Source organism: Clostridium sp. 1001271st1 H5, assembly GCF_005845215.1.
Classification (GTDB): Bacteria; Bacillota; Clostridia; order Lachnospirales; family Lachnospiraceae; genus Enterocloster.
Genome location: NZ_SPHO01000009.1, coordinates 150,225 through 167,203, shown reverse-complemented (window position 1 = coordinate 167,203; position 16,979 = coordinate 150,225). Strand labels below are relative to the sequence as shown.

Genomic DNA, 16,979 nt, shown 5'->3' with positions numbered 1-16,979 from the left:
GGAACCGGCGGGGAATGGGGAAACCCAGAAAAAGAAAAGCCAGGGTTCCCCACGGGGACAGGCCAAGAGCAGAAACGGACAAAAGGGTGAGGCCCAGACAGTCTCTGCCGCCAAGGAGTCCAAGGACAGCGGCGGTGCAAGGACCTCCAGGGGAACCGGAAACACAAAGGCATCCGGCGAGTCAAAAGCTTCCAGAAATGCAGGGGAAGCCAAATCGTCCAGGAGCACAGGGGAAGCCAAAGCGTCCAGGAATGCAGGGGAGGCCAAATCATCCAGGAATGCAGGAGAATCCAGGAATTCCAGGAATACAGGGGACTCTAAGACGGCCAGAAATTCCGGCGAATCAAAAGCACTTCCCGCACCTGCCAGACAAAAGGCACGGGACGGAAAAAAGGACGGAAAGGGCAAGCTGAAAATCATTCCGTTAGGCGGTCTTGAGCAGATTGGTATGAACATCACTGCTTTTGAATATGAGGACAGCATCATTGTAGTGGACTGCGGACTGGCCTTCCCGGGGGACGACATGCTGGGCATTGACCTGGTAATACCGGATGTGACCTACTTAAAGCAGAACATTGACAAGGTGAAGGGCTTTGTTATCACCCATGGCCATGAGGACCATATCGGCGCCCTGCCTTATATCCTGCAGCAGGTCAATGTGCCTGTATACGGCACAAAGCTGACCATTGCCCTGATTGAGCATAAGCTGGAGGAGCACCGCCTCTTAAAGAACACCAAGAGAAAGGTGATGAAGCACGGACAGTCCGTGAACCTGGGATGTTTCAGGGTGGAATTCGTAAAGACAAACCACAGCATCCAGGATGCATCCGCCCTGGCCATATTTACGCCGGTGGGAACCGTGCTGCACACAGGAGACTTTAAGATTGACTACACGCCGGTATTTGGGGACCCCATTGATTTGCAGCGCTTTGCGGAGCTGGGAAAAAAGGGCGTGCTGGCCCTTATGGCAGACAGCACCAACGCCATCCGTCCCGGATTCACCATGTCTGAGCGCACCGTGGGTAAGACATTTGACGCCATATTTGCAGAACACAAGAACCAGCGTATTTTTGTGGCTACCTTTGCCTCCAATGTGGACAGGGTGCAGCAGGTGGTGAACACGGCATACAAATACGGCCGCAAGGTTGTGGTGGAAGGCCGCAGCATGGTGACTATCATGGATATTGCCAGCAAGCTGGGGTATATCAATGTGCCGGAGGGAACTCTGATTGACATTGAACACCTGAAGAATTACCCGCCGGAATCCACTGTGCTCATCACAACGGGAAGCCAGGGCGAGTCCATGGCTGCTCTTTCCAGGATGGCTGCCAGCATTCACAAGAAGGTATCCATTTTGCCGGGAGACGTGGTGGTGCTGAGCTCCACCCCTATACCGGGCAACGAGAAGGCCGTGGCCAATGTGGTGAACGAGCTGTCCATGAAGGGCGCAGAGGTAATCTGCCAGGATACCCATGTTTCAGGACATGCCTGCCAGGAGGACTTAAAGCTGATTTATTCCCTGGTGCATCCCAAGTTTTCCATCCCCATCCATGGCGAGTACCGTCATCGTATGGCCCAGAGAGAGCTGGCCCAGTTTATGGGAGTGCAGAAGGAAAACGCGGTTATGGTCAATTCCGGCGATGTGGTTGCCCTGGACGAGGACAGCTGCGAGGTTATAGACCATGTGACCTGCGGAGGCATCTTTGTGGATGGCCTGGGCGTGGGCGATGTGGGCAATATCGTATTACGGGATAGACAAAACCTTGCACAAAATGGTATTATTGTAGTAGTGCTGACCTTAGAGAAACACAGCAACCAGCTGCTGGCAGGCCCGGACATTGTGTCCAGAGGCTTCGTGTATGTGCGGGAATCCGAGGATTTACTGGAGGAAGCCCACACCATTGTATATGACGCGGTACAGGACTGCCTGGACCGTCATGTCAGCGACTGGGGTAAGATAAAGAACATCATCAAAGACAGTTTAAGTGACTTTTTGTGGAAGCGCATGAAGCGCAATCCCGTGATTCTGCCAATTATCATGGAGGTATAAGATTCAGGACCCGCGTGCTGCCGTACAGGCAGCGCGCCCGGTCCAGGAATACCGCGGACATGAAGACGCCGGGCAGGATAAGAGGAATGGATTATGAGCAATAGGACAAGGGAAATCAACAAAATCACAACCACTATAATCAGCATATCCGTGAAACTCATGGTATATGCCCTGATTATTCTGCTGCTGTACGAGGCCGTTGCCAGGGGCTATGCCTTTGGCCATGAGATATTTTTTGCCGAGGCAGTGGACGAGGCGCCGGGACAGGATATGGTAGTCCGGATTGATTCGGAGGAATCCGTGTCTGAGGCTGCGGAGTTTCTTGCCCATAAGGGGCTTATTAAAAGTGAGTTTGCCTTTATTTTCCAGAGCAAGTTCTATGATTACGAGACAATCTATCCTGGCACCTATAACCTTAATACGTCCATGACATCCAAGGAAATCCTCCAGCTGCTCAATGAGAAGCCGGAAACCGAAGACAGCGCAAAACCGGCCCAGTCCGGCGGAGCCAAGGCGTCCGGAGCCAGGACATCTGAATCCGGCGCATCAGAGGGGGCCAAAGGGGATGGAGCTGCTTCCGGACGGGGGGCATCCGCGGAACCGGCAGCCGCATCCCAGGACGGGGCTGTTCCGGCAGCGGAAACAGACCAGGGAATACCGGCTGACGGCACCCCGGCTTCCCAGGCAGGGGCGGACGCCCTGGACCCCCAGGAGGTCCAGGCCAATGAGCAGACCTATGAAGGCGAGGACCAGGAGATGGAAGACGGATGGATTGAGGATGCTGCAGAGGATGGAACCCAATGATAGTAAATAACAGGATTACGGACTATATACATTCCCTGGAATCCAGCCAGGGCAGTCTGCTGGATTCCATAGAACTGGAAGCTGTCAGGGACCGGGTGCCTATTATACGCAGGGAGACAGCAGCCCTTCTAAAGACCCTGGTGGCAGCCCTGCGGCCGGAACATATACTGGAGATAGGGACGGCTGTGGGATACTCATCCCTTCTTATGTGCAGTGTGATGCCGGAAAACTGCCGCATCACCACCATTGAGAAGTATGAGAAGCGAATCCCTGCGGCCATGGATAATTTTAAAAAGGCCGGTGAGGAGGGGCGCATTACCCTTCTGGCAGGAGATGCAGACGACCTGCTGGCCGGACTGAAGGGACAGACCTTTGACCTGGTGTTCATGGATGCCGCAAAGGGCCAGTATCTGCACTGGCTGCCTATGATTCTGGAACTGATGCCAGACAGGGGAATGCTCATATCGGACAATGTTCTCCAGGACGGGGACATTGTGGAATCCCGCTTTGCGGTGGAGCGCAGGAACAGGACCATCCACAGCAGGATGCGGCGGTATCTGTACGAACTGAAGCACAGGAAGGGACTGGAGACAGCCATCATCCCCATAGGGGACGGGGTTGCTGTCAGCACCAAGTATACGGAGAGAGTGGAATGAGAAAGACAGAATTGCTGATACCGGCTGGAAGCCTGGACGTGCTGAAAACAGCCGTTGTTTACGGGGCGGATGCCGTATATATCGGAGGCGAGGCATTTGGCCTGCGGGCCAAGGCCCATAATTTTTCCAATGAAGAGATGAAACAAGGAATTGCCTTTGCCCATGCGCGCGGGGTTAAAGTCTACGTGACAGCCAACATACTGGCTCACAACGGGGACCTGCCGGGGGTGGAGGCTTATTTTGAAGAGATGAGGGATGTGGCTCCGGATGCGCTTATCATATCGGATCCGGGCGTGTTTGCAATTGCTAGAAGGGTCCTTCCTGACATGGAAATACACATAAGCACCCAGGCCAACAATACCAATTACGGAACCTACCTGTTCTGGCACGGACTGGGAGCAAGGCGCGTGGTGTCTGCAAGGGAGCTGTCTCTGGCGGAAATCCGGGAAATCCGGGACCGCATTCCTGAGGATATGCAGATAGAGAGCTTTATCCACGGCGCCATGTGCATATCCTATTCCGGCAGATGCCTTCTGAGCAATTATTTTGTGGGAAGGGACGCTAACCAGGGCGCCTGCACCCATCCCTGCCGCTGGAAATACTCTCTGGTGGAGGAGACCAGACCGGGGGAGTACATGCCTGTATATGAAAATGACCGGGGCACCTATATCTTCAATTCCAAGGACCTGTGCATGGTGGAGTATATTCCTGAGATGATAGATGCCGGAATTGACAGCTTTAAGATAGAGGGAAGGATGAAGACCGCCCTTTACGTGGCTACGGTCACCAGGGCCTACCGCAGGGCCATTGACGATTATCTGAAGGACCCGGCGGTTTACAGGGAAAATCTGGAGTGGTACAGGGAAGAAATAGGAAAATGCACCAACCGCAGGTTCACCACCGGTTTCTACTTTGGGAAACCCACGGCGGATGACCACATATATGACAGCAGCACCTATGTGAAAAGCTACACATATCTGGGAACCGTGGAGGACACGGACAGCCGGGGCCGGTGCAGGATTGAGCAGAAAAATAAGTTTTCCGTGGGTGAAACCATTGAGGTCATGAAGCCCGGAGGACAAAATCTGGAAGTGACAGTGGAGTCCATCACAGATAATGAGGGCAATGAGCAGGAGAGCGCGCCCCATTCAAAACAGATTCTGTGGGTCGGACTGCCGGCGGAGGTATCTGTTTATGATATCCTGCGGAGAAAAGAAGAGACTGAGGAATAGACTGTCCGGAACCGTATTCGGGAGGAAGAAGCTGCGCCTGGGCCGGGAGGGCTCTGGCAGACAGGAGGTGCCTTGGGATGTTAGATGGAGTACTTATGGGGCTGGCAGTGCTTTGCGTTGCTTATTTTATAATCATTGTGGTGTATGCGGGCATAAGCACCTCCTTTGCCTTCATATGGCTGTTTTTTGCGGCCCTGCTTGTTTTCCTGGTATATGGAAGATGGTATTATGCCAGGAACATGGAACGGATTCCCCGCTGGGTGCCGGTGTCGGTGGTGACTACCTGTATTGCCGGTGTGGCTGTGCTGGGAATTCTCTGTGTCCTGGTGTTTCTGGGAGCTGCCACGCCGGGCAAGGCTAACCTGGATTATGTTATTGTGCTGGGAGCCAGGGTCAAGGAACATACGGTCAGTAATTCCCTGAGAAAACGGCTGGACAGGGCCATTGTCTATGCGGAGGAGAATCCGGACACCATTCTGGTGCTCTCAGGGGGCAGGGGGCCGGGGGAGACGGAAAGCGAGGCCAGGGTCATGTATGATTACCTGGTGTACAACGGAGTCAGCCCCGGGCAGCTGCTGATGGAGGAGTATTCCGCCAGCACGGTTGAGAACATTGCCTACAGTAAAATTGTCATAGAGCAGGACCGGATGAAGGACAAGAGGGAAATTATCCCCATGCCCGGCAAGACCGGTTCGGTTCCCTATGCCATTGCACCGGATAAGCCGCTGGAAATAGGAGTCCTCACCAGCAATTTCCATATTTACCGTGCCAGACTTACAGCGGAAAAATGGGGATTTGACAATGTATACGGCATATCGGCCGACTCTGACCCGGTGCTGTTCATCCATCTGTGCGTGAGGGAATGCGCTTCCATTGTGAAGGACAGGCTCATGGGGAATATGTGACGGTATGGATGGGATACATGGGATACATGCCGGGAGGGGACAGCCGGAATAAATGGCTGGAATATAGGAAAGGGCCATACGGCAGGGTTCTGTAAGAGGCCGGGTGTATGGGCCGTGGAAATAGTGGCAGAATAGTAATTATCATGATATGACTGAATGAACGATAGAATGGAGAGAGTGAATCAATGGCAGATGGAAGGAATCTGGAACAGGTAAAAGAGCTGGCCGCTTACCGCGTGTCAGAAGAGATGTACGTGGAGGAAATGGACTCCCGGGCCATGGTGCTGGAACACATAAAAAGCGGCGCCAGGATTTTCCTGATGTCCAATGAGGATGAGAACAAGGTGTTCTATATCGGTTTCCGTACACCGCCCGATGACAGTACGGGACTGCCCCATATACTGGAGCACAGTGTGCTGGAAGGGTCGGATAAGTTTCCGGTCAAGGACCCCTTTGTGGAACTGGTCAAGGGTTCCCTGAACACGTTCCTGAATGCCATGACCTATCCGGATAAGACCGTATATCCTGTGGCCAGCTGCAATGACAAGGATTTCCAGAATCTGATGGACGTATATCTGGACGGCGTGCTCCACCCTGCTATCTACAGGGAGCCCAGGATATTCCTTCAGGAGGGCTGGCATTATGAACTGGAGTCTCCGGAGGATGAGCTGACCATCAACGGCGTTGTGTATAATGAGATGAAGGGAGCCTTTTCATCGCCGGAAAGTGTTTTGGACCGTTTTACCAGAAATGTGCTCTTCCCGGACACCACCTACTCCAATGAGTCAGGGGGCGACCCTGCTGTGATACCGGAACTGACCTATGAGAAGTTCATTGCATTTCACCGGAATTACTATCATCCGGCCAACAGCTATATCTATCTCTACGGAGATATGGATATGGTGCAGAAGCTGACATGGCTGGACCAGGAGTACCTGGGACATTATGACAGGAAGGACTGCCATGCAGACTCTGCCATCACCCTGCAGCAGCCCTTTGAACGTCCGGTCCAGCGGGAAATCACCTACTCGGTCACGGAGGAGGAGGGGACAAAGGACAGGTCCTATATTTCCATCAACACTGTGGTGGGGACGGATTTGGACCCTGTACTTTATGTTGCTTTCCAGATTCTGGAATATACTTTGATTAACGCACCGGGCGCGCCCTTAAAGCAGGCATTGATTGATGCAGGCATTGGGCAGGACATTCTGGGCGGTTATGACTGCGGGATTCTGCAGCCCTATTTCTCCGTCGTTGCAAAGAACGCCAATCCGGAGCAGAAGGGGGAATTCCTGGCGGTTGTAAAGGGAACCCTGCGAAAGCTGGCTGACCAGGGAATTGACAGGAAGAGCCTTCTGGCCGGACTGAATCTCTATGAATTCCGTTACCGCGAAGCGGACTATGGTTCCGCGCCAAAGGGACTTATGTACGGTCTGTGGTCACTGGACAGCTGGCTGTACGGCGGAAAGCCTACCCTCCACCTGGAATATCAGAAGACCTTTGATTACCTGAAACAAGCAGTGGAGGAAGGGTATTTTGAACAGCTGATACAACGCTGGCTTCTGGATAACCCCCATGAGGCGGTTGTCCTGGTGCGCCCCAGGGTAAACCAGACAGCTGAGGAGGACCGCAGGCTGGCTGAAAGGCTGAAGGCTTATAAGGATTCCCTTGGCAGGGAAGAGCTGGAGGCTTTGACCGTCCGGACCAGACAGCTAAAGGAATACCAGGAGGAACCATCCAGACAGGAGGACCTGGAGAAGATTCCCATGCTGCAGCGGGAGGATATTGAACGGGAAGGCGGACGTTTTTCCTACGAGGTAAAGGTGGAGGACGGAGTAAGGGTAATCCACAGCAGCCTGTTCACATCCGGAATCGGATATCTGAAGGTGCTGTTTGACACCAGCCGGGTGCCGGCTGAGGACCTGCCCTATGTGGGACTTCTGAAGGCAGTGCTGGGATATGTGGATACGGAGCATTACAGCTATGGGGACCTGACCAGCGAGATTTATCTTAATAGCGGCGGTGTGAGCTTTGCAGTGTCATCTTATCCGGATACGGCGCATCCCGGACAATTTACAGGGGCGTTTGTTGCCAGTGCAAAGGTGCTTTATGATAAACTGGACTTTGCCTTCTCCATACTGGCAGAGATTCTGACCCGTTCCAAACTGGATGATGAAAAGCGTCTGGGAGAGATTCTGGACGAAACCAGGTCCAGGGCCAGGATGAAGATGGAGGACGCATCCCACGGAGCAGCGGTTGGCAGGGCTTCATCCTATTACTCTGCTGCTGCAGCGTTCAACGATATCACCGGAGGAATTGGATATTATCAATTTTTGGAGGATGTCAGCCGCAGGTTTGGGGAGGACCATTCCTATAGGGGACAATTGATTGCAAGACTTAAGGATGTATGTTCCCGCCTGTTCACCCCGGATAACCTGCTGGTATCCTATACGGCTGATGCAGAAGGCTACAGCAGGCTGCCGGTGGAGCTTAAGACCTTCCGGTCGGCCCTTGTACAGGGAGAAGGAAAGAAATATGAATTTGTGTTCCGGCCGGACAACCGCAACGAGGGCTTTAAAACAGCATCCCAGGTGAATTATGTGGCCAGGTGCGGTTCCTTTGCGGGAAAGGAAGCCGGCGGAAGAAAACTGGAGTACACAGGCGCCCTGAGAGTCTTAAAGGTTATCATGAACTATGAATACCTGTGGATGAACCTGCGTGTCAAGGGCGGGGCTTACGGATGCATGAGCAGCTTCAGCCGCACGGGGGACGGATGCCTGGTATCCTACAGGGATCCCAACCTGGAAGCGACCAATCAGGTGTACGAAGGAATTCCGGACTATCTGAGGAATTTCTCCATTGACGAGAGGGACATGACAAAGTATGTTATTGGTACCATGAGCGATGTGGATACGCCTCTTACCCCATCCATGAAGGGAGCCAGGAACCTGTCTGCATACCTTTCCGGCGTGACGGATGAAATGGTGCAGAAGGAGAGGGAGCAGATTCTGGATGTGACCCAGGAAGATATAAAGGCCCTGGCTGACATTGTACAGGCCGTTCTGGACACCGGGGCGCTGTGCGTGATTGGAAATGATGAACAGATTCGGGCCCAGGAGGGCATGTTTGGTGAGGTAAAGAATCTTTACCACTAATTTTAAGGAAGAGAGAGTTAAATGGAAGAGAATATACAGAAGAAATCGGGCTTTGTTACGCTGATTGGACGTCCCAATGTGGGCAAGTCCACTCTGATGAACCACTTGATTGGCCAGAAGATTGCAATTACCTCGGATAAGCCCCAGACCACCAGAAACAGGATACAGACCGTGTACACAGATGACAGGGGGCAGATTATCTTCTTAGACACTCCCGGTATCCATAAGGCCAAGAATAAGCTGGGAGAATACATGGTAAATGTGGCGGAGCACACACTGAAGGAAGTGGATGTGATTCTCTGGCTGGTGGAGCCAACCACCTTTATCGGCGCAGGGGAGCGCCATATTGCGGAGCAGCTTAAAAATGTGAACACCCCGGTTATTCTGGTAATCAATAAGATTGATACGGTGAAGAACCAGGATGAAATCCTCACCTTTATTGCGGCCTACAAGGATGTGTGCGAGTTTGCGGAAATCGTGCCGCTCTCTGCATTAAAGGATAAGAACACGGACCTGCTGACAGAGCTGGTTTTCAAATACCTGCCTTACGGACCCCAGTTTTATGATGAGGATACAGTGACAGACCAGCCCATGCGCCAGATAGCTTCCGAGCTTATACGGGAAAAGGCCCTGCGCCTGCTGGATGATGAGATACCCCATGGCATTGCCGTGACCATTGAAACGATGAAGGAACGTCCAAACGGCCTGATTGACATAGAGGCCAGCATTGTATGTGAGAGGGAATCTCACAAGGGAATCATCATTGGAAAGGGCGGAAGCATGCTGAAACGCATCGGCATAGAGGCCAGGAAAGAGATTGAAAACATGATGGATACCCGGGTTAACCTGCAGCTGTGGGTCAAAGTCAGAAAGGAATGGCGGGACAGCGAGCTGTATATGAAGAATTACGGCTACAATCAAAAAGAAATCTGAGAAAAAATCTCGTCTATAAATGTGGATAACGGTTGGTTTTACAACGCTGACGGTGGAAAAACCACAGGGATTTGGCAGAGGGTCTGATGGAAATGCTGAGAGGAGGGGAAAACTGGAAATGAGAGAGACAGTAACATTGACTGGGATGGTTCTCCTTTCGGCTCCCTCCGGGGATTATGACCGGCGTCTGGTGCTGCTTACAAGGGAGAGGGGAAAGATTACCGCATTTTCCCATGGCGCCAGGAAGCCGGGCAATCCCCTGATGGCAGCCAGCAGGCCTTTTTGTTTTGGAAATTTTAACCTTTATGAGGGGAAGAATGCCTACAATCTGCAGTCAGCCCAGATTACCAATTATTTTGACGAGCTGTCCGCGGACATGGAGGCAGCCTGCTACGGCTCCTATTTTCTGGAAACAGCGGCTTATTTTGCCCAGGAAAACCTGGACGGGACAGAGCTGTTAAAGCTTCTCTACCAGTCCCTCAGGGCCCTGCTGCGTCCGGCCCTTCCAAACCAGCTGGTGCGCAGGATTTTTGAGCTTAAGAGCATGGTAATCAATGGGGAATACACACAGGACCCTCCGGTTCCTGTTTCAGAATCCTGCCAATACGCCTGGGAGTATGTCATCTGTTCGCCGGCCGAGTCCCTTTATAAGTTTGTGCTGAAGGAAGAGGTGCTGAAGGAATTTGAGTCTGTTGTGGAAAAAAGCAGACGGTATTTTGTGCGTCATGAGTTCCGTTCCCTGGAAATTCTGGAAACCCTGACAGCATAAAATCCATTATAAGTCTTGAAATTATGGCATTCAGAGGATATAATATGTCCATATGCCCGGTACCGCGGCAAAGAAGCATGAGGAAGGAACAGATATGAAGAAGATTGTGATGGGTATCCTGCTGCTGGCAGCAGCGGCTGTGGCGCTTGCGGGATGCTCCAGGATAGGCATGGGGGGAGCCGCAGAACCCACGGAGAACAGCGTCTATGTGGCAGGCGACGGCAGCGTCAGGTGGGCGTCGGTAGAGACTTACCAGCAGGGGGACTATACAGAGAATGAGCTGAAAACCTCAGCCGGACAGAAAATCAGTAATTTTAACAGCGGGCTGGGCAAGGCTGCTTCCTATGAAAATACAGAAGGTTCTGAGAAACTTCCGGTGGCCATGGTTTCGGCCAGGATTGAGAAGGGAACAGCCACACTGGTTACGGAATACGACACTCCGGGGCGCCTCATTGAATTTGCCCAGGAGATTGGGGATTATAATGTGCCCTTTACCCAGCTGGATACAGGAAGGGTGGCTGCCATGTCCGGTGAACTTACGGATGTATCCTTTAAGGATGAGAAGGGGAAGGCAGCGGACCAGGGGACAGCCCTCAAGGAAGGGCAGAGCATGGTGGTCAAGGCGGCAGGACAGGGCGTCATTGTGACAGAGAAAAAGATTCAATATGTAAGTGACGGCTGTGTGCTGAAGGATTCCAACCGGGTGCAGACGTCCGGGGAGGGAACCAGCTACATCATATTAAAGTAATTTTTATGATTTAATCTATATTAAATCTATAATAATTAAAAGAGAGGATGCAGATATGGAAAAGACAATGGAGAAAATCGTGGCATTGGCCAAGAACAGGGGTTTTGTGTATCCGGGTTCTGAGATTTACGGCGGCCTGGCCAATACCTGGGATTATGGAAACCTGGGTGTGGAACTGAAAAATAATGTAAAGAGAGCCTGGTGGCAGAAGTTTATCATGGAGAGTCCTTACAACGTAGGCGTTGACTGTGCCATTCTGATGAACTCCCAGACATGGGTTGCCAGCGGACATCTGGGCGGCTTCTCCGACCCTCTGATGGACTGTAAGCAGTGCAAGGAGAGATTCCGTGCAGACAAACTGATTGAGGATTACAATGACGCCCATGGAATCCAGATGGAAGGCTCTGTTGACGGCTGGTCACAGGAGCAGATGAAGCAGTACATCGATGACAACAATATCTGCTGTCCAAGCTGCGGCGCCCATGACTTTACGGATATCCGCCAGTTCAATCTGATGTTCAAGACCTTCCAGGGCGTAACAGAGGATGCCAAGAGCACGGTTTATCTGCGTCCGGAGACTGCCCAGGGTATTTTTGTAAACTTTAAGAATGTTCAGAGAACATCCAGAAAGAAAGTGCCTTTCGGCATTGGACAGATTGGCAAGTCCTTCCGCAACGAGATTACGCCTGGTAACTTTACTTTCCGTACCAGGGAATTTGAGCAGATGGAGCTGGAATTCTTCTGCAAGCCTGACACTGACCTGGAGTGGTTTGCTTATTGGAAGGAATTCTGCATTAACTGGTTAAGGTCCTTAGGCATTAAGGACGACGAGCTGAGGGCCAGGGACCATTCTCCTGAGGAGCTGAGCTTCTACAGCAAGGCAACCACAGACCTGGAGTATCTGTTCCCATTTGGCTGGGGCGAGCTTTGGGGCATTGCCGACAGGACTGACTATGACTTAAGCCAGCACCAGAAGGTATCCGGACAGGATATGTCCTACTTTGACGATGAGACAAAGGAGAGATACATTCCTTATGTAATTGAGCCTTCACTGGGAGCTGACCGTGTAACCCTGGCATTCCTGTGCGCTGCCTATGACGAGGAGGAGATTGGGGAAGGCGATGTAAGAACCGTTCTTCATTTCCACCCGGCCATTGCTCCTGTAAAGGTGGGCGTGCTTCCGCTGTCCAAGAAACTGAACGAAGGCGCTGAAAAGATTTACACAGAGCTTTCCAAATATTATAACTGCGAGTTTGACGACAGAGGCAATATTGGTAAGAGATACAGGAGACAGGATGAAATCGGCACTCCGTTCTGCATTACCTATGACTTTGACTCAGAAGAAGACCATGCGGTAACGGTCCGCGACAGGGACACCATGGAGCAGGTAAGGGTTCCCATTGCAGAGCTGAAGGATTACTTTGCTGAGAAGTTTATGTTTTAAAGGCGTTGACAGACTGATATTATAATATGAATAAGAATCCCCCACTTTTTCCGGAATAGTGGGGGATTTGTATTTCTGAATTTTAAATTGGATTCAATAGGGGTCCATTAGTTTTTTTCCATTACCTGTCCAATGGCTTCGCCCATCCGCACCCTGGTTTCCACATCCAGGGCCGTGTTGCGCATGATGTCCTTATCAATGGAGACAGCGCCGGGCTGGAACAGCAGCAGGATGGAGGAACCGCCAAAGGAAAAATAGCCTTTTTCCTGGCCGCGGAACACGTCAATGCTGGTATAGGCTTTGTGATGATTTACAATTTTCCCCACCATAAGGGCTCCTATTTCCATCATCAGCACCGTGCCAAAGGCGTGGGAACGCAGCAGGGAATATTCCCTGGAATTCTCCTTGTAGACAGGCAGCCGGCAGGCTGCCGCCGGATTGACTGTGTGGAGAACGCCGGGAATCCTGCGGTATGAGGAGCGCCGGCCGCGGTCCACATAGGCGTAGCGGTGGTAATCAGATACAGTGAGCCTTAAAAGCAGGGCTGTGCCGCCGGCGTAGCGGGCAGCCAGTCCGGAGTCCTTTAAAAGCTGGTCCAGTGTATATTCCGTGTGCTTAATGGTCAGGCGCATGTTTTTACGTATGGGATAGACACTTGCAAATCCATCGCAGGGACTGCACAGGATATGGTCTCTGGTGTCAAAGGGTCTTGCCTCCGGCAGCAAACGGCGGGTAAAGAAGGCGTTAAAAGAACGGTATTTTCCGCCGGCCGGTGTTTCGCAGCCTTCCATGGAGATTCCGGCGGATTTCCTGAATCCGGGTATGAAGGGCGCTGACAGCGGAGAGTCCAGAAACGCGCCGCAGATTCCGGAAACAGCCGGGTGGGTCAGGGGTTTTATGAGCATACGGCCCAGAAAACAGGCATATAAATTCTCCAGGAAACGGTCCTGGAGGGTGCTGCCGCCCAGAGAGCGGCCGGTTCTGTCTGCATATTGCATGGAATCACACCTTTCTTTATTATCAGAAGAAATATATCTTAATCAGTGCACAGGATACAAGGGCGACCAGAAGGGTCAGCATTTTCCAGCCGGGCTTGCGCAGGGGAAAGTTAATGATGAACAGCAGCCCCACTGTGAGGATGCAGATGTGAAGCTCTGACAGGAACCTGTGGCCCAGCAAAGGGCGCAGGGTGCAGAACAGGGGCAGAATAATGGCTATAGAGGTAATGGGAAGTCCCTGGTAGTACTTGCGGGCTTCGTCTGTCTCGTCCTGCCGTCTTTCTTCCATCACATTAAAAAATGCCAGGCGGATAACGCCTGCAATAAGGTAGAATACAAGGATGGAAATACCTGCCGGTCCCCGCATGCCGATGGAATAGCACAGTGTCATTGGAAATGCACCGAAACAAACCACATCGCAGAGAGAGTCAATCTGGATGCCGAAGCGCTTTTCGTCTTCGGTGCGGTTCTTTTTCATGCGGGCCACCTTGCCGTCGAACATGTCGCACAGGCCTGAGAACGCAAGACAGAACAATGCATATTTTGCAAAACCCTGGATGGTGAGAATCATGCCCATGGCAGCGGAAGCCAGTCCAAGGTATGTCAATACAACCGTGTAGCTGTAAAATCCTATCATAAAATATAACCCCAATCATTCGTCCTTTTGGTCCTTGCTTTGTAAGGACAATAGTATTATTATATCAGAAATCCAGGAGGAAACAAGGAAAAACAGGACTTTTATTCATAAAATTTAGAAACCTTTTATAAACGAATATTAGTAATTGTGATATACTAGCAATAACGGATGACAGACTGTCTTTGTTTTCAGACAGAAGCAGGTACTGCATTGTATATGCATGAAACTTATACGATGCAGTACTAGTAATGTCAGACCGTAACACGACAAAGGAGGATGGGACTTATGAAACTGAGGACCCGTCTTGCGGTGGCATTTTTAACCATAACCATCGTTCCCATGCTGCTGTTTTATCTGCTGGTCCTTGCACTCAGCAATTATCAGACCAGGTCTTTTACCAAGGAATACGGACTTACGGAGCAGGTGGACCTGTTCTCCGGCAATTCCATGCAGATATTTAACCGTATTACCAAGCGTTCCCAGGAGGACATCAGGAAGACACTTAACAATGACCCGGGTCTCTATGATGATTTATCATATCTGGATAAGGTCAATGCGGAACTGAAAAGCCACTATGCATATCTGATTGTGCGAAAAGGAGATACTATCCTATACTGCGGAGACAGCAACGAAGTGGCCGGGGAGGCCATATGCGCCCAACTGCCCCAGTTTGATATGATGAAGGGGGATTTGGAGGGCGGTATTTATCTGGACGGCGAGAGCCAGCACCTGATTAAGCAGATGGATTTCACGTTCCCGGACGGCGAGGAAGGAAGCGCCTTCATTATTTCAAATGTAGATGACCTGATTCCGGAAGTAAAATCCATGATTAAGGAAATGCTTGTACTGGGCATTACGATTCTGGTGTTTGCAGGCATCGTGCTGACATTCTGGGTATACCGGTCCATTCTCAGCCCCCTGAATAAACTTCAGGAGGCCACGAAGAAGATTCGAGACGGAAACCTGGATTTCACATTGGATGTGGATGCGGATGATGAGATAGGACAGCTTTGCCAGGATTTTGAGGAGATGCGTATCCGGCTGAAGGAGAATGCAGAAGATAAGATACAGTATGATAAGGATAATAAGGAACTAATCAGCAACATATCCCATGATTTGAAAACACCGATTACGGCTATTAAGGGATACGTGGAGGGTATACTGGACGGCGTGGCGTCTTCGCCGGAAAAGCTGGACAAATACATCCGTACCATATACAATAAGTCTAATGATATGGACAGGCTTATTGACGAACTGACCTTTTACTCCAAAATCGATACCAATAAGATTCCCTACACCTTCAGCAAAATCAACGTGGCCCAGTATTTCAGGGACTGTGTGGAGGAGGTTGGCCTGGATATGGAGGCCAGAGGAATTGAACTGGGATATTTCAATTACGTGGATGAGGACGTGGTCATCATTGCCGATGCAGAGCAGATGAAACGCGTTATCAATAATATCATCAGCAATTCCGTGAAATATCTGGATAAGAAAAAGGGCATTATCAATATCAGGATAAAGGACGTAGGTGATTTTATTCAGGTAGAGATAGAGGATAACGGCAAAGGCATAGCAGCAAAGGACCTGCCCAATATTTTTGACCGGTTCTACCGCACGGATTCCTCGCGCAATTCAGCTCAGGGAGGAAGCGGTATAGGTTTATCCATCGTGCGCAAAATTGTGGAGGACCACGGGGGACGTATATGGGCCACCAGCAAGGAAGGAATCGGAACGGAGATTCATTTTGTTCTAAGAAAATATCAGGAGGTTTTACAGGATGAGCAAAATTCTAATCGTGGAAGATGAGGAGAGCATAGCAGAGTTAGAGAAGGATTATCTGGAGTTGTCCGGTTTTGAAGTGGAGATTGAAAATGACGGAAGTTCCGGTCTGGATAAGGCGCTGAAGGAAGACTATGACCTTCTGATTCTGGACCTGATGCTGCCCGGCACCGATGGATTTGAGATATGCAAAAGAGTGCGGGAAGTAAAGAACACGCCCATCATCATGGTTTCAGCTAAAAAAGAGGATATTGACAAAATAAGGGGACTGGGGCTGGGAGCCGATGACTATATCACCAAGCCCTTCAGCCCAAGCGAAATGGTGGCAAGGGTGAAGGCGCACATGGCGCGTTATGAGCGCCTTATTGGCAGCGGACAGCCAGCCAATGAACTGATTGAAATACGCGGCCTGAAGATTGATAAGACAGCCCGCCGTGTATGGGTGAATGGAGAGGAAAAAACCTTTACCACAAAGGAATTTGACCTTCTGACCTTCCTGGCCCAGAACCCTAACCATGTATTTACAAAGGAAGAGCTGTTCAGCAAGATATGGGATATGGAGTCCATTGGGGACATTGCCACGGTAACGGTGCACATCAAGAAGATTCGGGAGAAGATTGAGTTTAACACGGCCAAACCGCAGTATATCGAGACGATATGGGGGGTTGGGTACCGCTTTAAGGTGTAAACTTGACTTTGCGTGGGATTTGATGTAAAACGAATATAGCTAAGAAAGCAGTTAAGACCATGTGGTCACAAAGCGAAATCCCGTGTATGCCAGTACACGGGATTTCTTTTTGGGTGGTTACCTGCCTTTGTACGTTCTGTCTGACTTTTAAAAGTTGTAAGAGCTTACATGTATGAAAAGG

General features: G+C 51.0%; 14 protein-coding genes. 12 read left to right on the top strand and 2 right to left on the bottom strand.

Annotation, left to right across the window (positions count from 1 at the left end):
* The first annotated feature begins 409 nt into the window (after nucleotides 1-409).
* The 10 genes from FGS84_RS15370 to FGS84_RS15325 all read left to right on the top strand — a co-directional run bounded on the left by FGS84_RS15370 (nucleotide 410) and on the right by FGS84_RS15325 (nucleotide 12,696).
* Entirely contained in the window at nucleotides 410-2,050 is a 1,641-nt protein-coding gene (locus tag FGS84_RS15370; RefSeq protein ID WP_138309506.1) for a ribonuclease J, read from the top strand.
* Nucleotides 2,051-2,143: 93 nt separating this feature from the next.
* Complete coding sequence (locus FGS84_RS15365; protein WP_138309422.1) at nucleotides 2,144-2,854, top strand: endolytic transglycosylase MltG; 711 nt, start codon at nucleotides 2,144-2,146, stop codon at nucleotides 2,852-2,854.
* Entirely contained in the window at nucleotides 2,851-3,510 is a 660-nt protein-coding gene (locus FGS84_RS15360) for an O-methyltransferase (RefSeq protein WP_138309421.1), read from the top strand. The genes FGS84_RS15365 and FGS84_RS15360 overlap by 4 nt, the downstream gene beginning before the upstream one ends.
* A complete protein-coding gene (locus FGS84_RS15355) occupies nucleotides 3,507-4,742 on the top strand; it encodes a U32 family peptidase (RefSeq protein WP_138309420.1) in 1,236 nt (411 codons plus the stop codon). The genes FGS84_RS15360 and FGS84_RS15355 overlap by 4 nt, the downstream gene beginning before the upstream one ends.
* Nucleotides 4,743-4,819: 77 nt before the next feature.
* On the top strand, nucleotides 4,820-5,647 hold the full coding sequence (locus FGS84_RS15350; RefSeq protein WP_138309419.1) for a YdcF family protein: 828 nt from the start codon (nucleotides 4,820-4,822) through the stop codon (nucleotides 5,645-5,647).
* Nucleotides 5,648-5,832: 185 nt separating this feature from the next.
* The gene (locus tag FGS84_RS15345) at nucleotides 5,833-8,802 is read left to right on the top strand and encodes an insulinase family protein (protein ID WP_138309418.1); all 2,970 of its coding nucleotides are present in this window, start codon (nucleotides 5,833-5,835) and stop codon (nucleotides 8,800-8,802) included.
* A 21-nt stretch (nucleotides 8,803-8,823) separates the two neighbouring features.
* The gene (era, locus tag FGS84_RS15340; protein ID WP_138309417.1) at nucleotides 8,824-9,735 is read left to right on the top strand and encodes a GTPase Era; all 912 of its coding nucleotides are present in this window, start codon (nucleotides 8,824-8,826) and stop codon (nucleotides 9,733-9,735) included.
* A gap of 118 nt (nucleotides 9,736-9,853) precedes the next feature.
* Nucleotides 9,854-10,504 (top strand): DNA repair protein RecO, encoded by a 651-nt coding sequence (recO, locus tag FGS84_RS15335; RefSeq protein ID WP_138309416.1) that lies wholly within the window; start codon nucleotides 9,854-9,856, stop codon nucleotides 10,502-10,504.
* A gap of 94 nt (nucleotides 10,505-10,598) precedes the next feature.
* The gene (locus tag FGS84_RS15330) at nucleotides 10,599-11,252 is read left to right on the top strand and encodes a hypothetical protein (RefSeq protein WP_171042643.1); all 654 of its coding nucleotides are present in this window, start codon (nucleotides 10,599-10,601) and stop codon (nucleotides 11,250-11,252) included.
* 55 nt (nucleotides 11,253-11,307) lie between these two features.
* A complete protein-coding gene (locus FGS84_RS15325) occupies nucleotides 11,308-12,696 on the top strand; it encodes a glycine--tRNA ligase (protein ID WP_138309414.1) in 1,389 nt (462 codons plus the stop codon).
* Between the two features lie 107 nt (nucleotides 12,697-12,803).
* On the opposite strand, the gene FGS84_RS15320 is transcribed toward FGS84_RS15325, so the two are convergent.
* Both FGS84_RS15320 and FGS84_RS15315 read right to left on the bottom strand, forming a co-directional pair.
* Entirely contained in the window at nucleotides 12,804-13,694 is an 891-nt protein-coding gene (locus tag FGS84_RS15320; protein ID WP_138309413.1) for a phosphatidylserine decarboxylase, read from the bottom strand.
* Nucleotides 13,695-13,716: 22 nt separating this feature from the next.
* The gene (locus tag FGS84_RS15315) at nucleotides 13,717-14,331 is read right to left on the bottom strand and encodes a CDP-alcohol phosphatidyltransferase family protein (protein WP_138309412.1); all 615 of its coding nucleotides are present in this window, start codon (nucleotides 14,329-14,331) and stop codon (nucleotides 13,717-13,719) included.
* A 285-nt stretch (nucleotides 14,332-14,616) separates the two neighbouring features.
* Here FGS84_RS15315 and FGS84_RS15310 point away from each other — a divergent pair, with 285 nt between their 5' ends.
* Both FGS84_RS15310 and FGS84_RS15305 read left to right on the top strand, forming a co-directional pair.
* Entirely contained in the window at nucleotides 14,617-16,137 is a 1,521-nt protein-coding gene (locus FGS84_RS15310; protein WP_138309411.1) for a HAMP domain-containing sensor histidine kinase, read from the top strand.
* On the top strand, nucleotides 16,109-16,798 hold the full coding sequence (locus FGS84_RS15305; RefSeq protein ID WP_002567780.1) for a response regulator transcription factor: 690 nt from the start codon (nucleotides 16,109-16,111) through the stop codon (nucleotides 16,796-16,798). Before FGS84_RS15310 ends, FGS84_RS15305 begins: the two co-directional genes overlap by 29 nt.
* The last annotated feature ends 181 nt before the right edge of the window (nucleotides 16,799-16,979 follow it).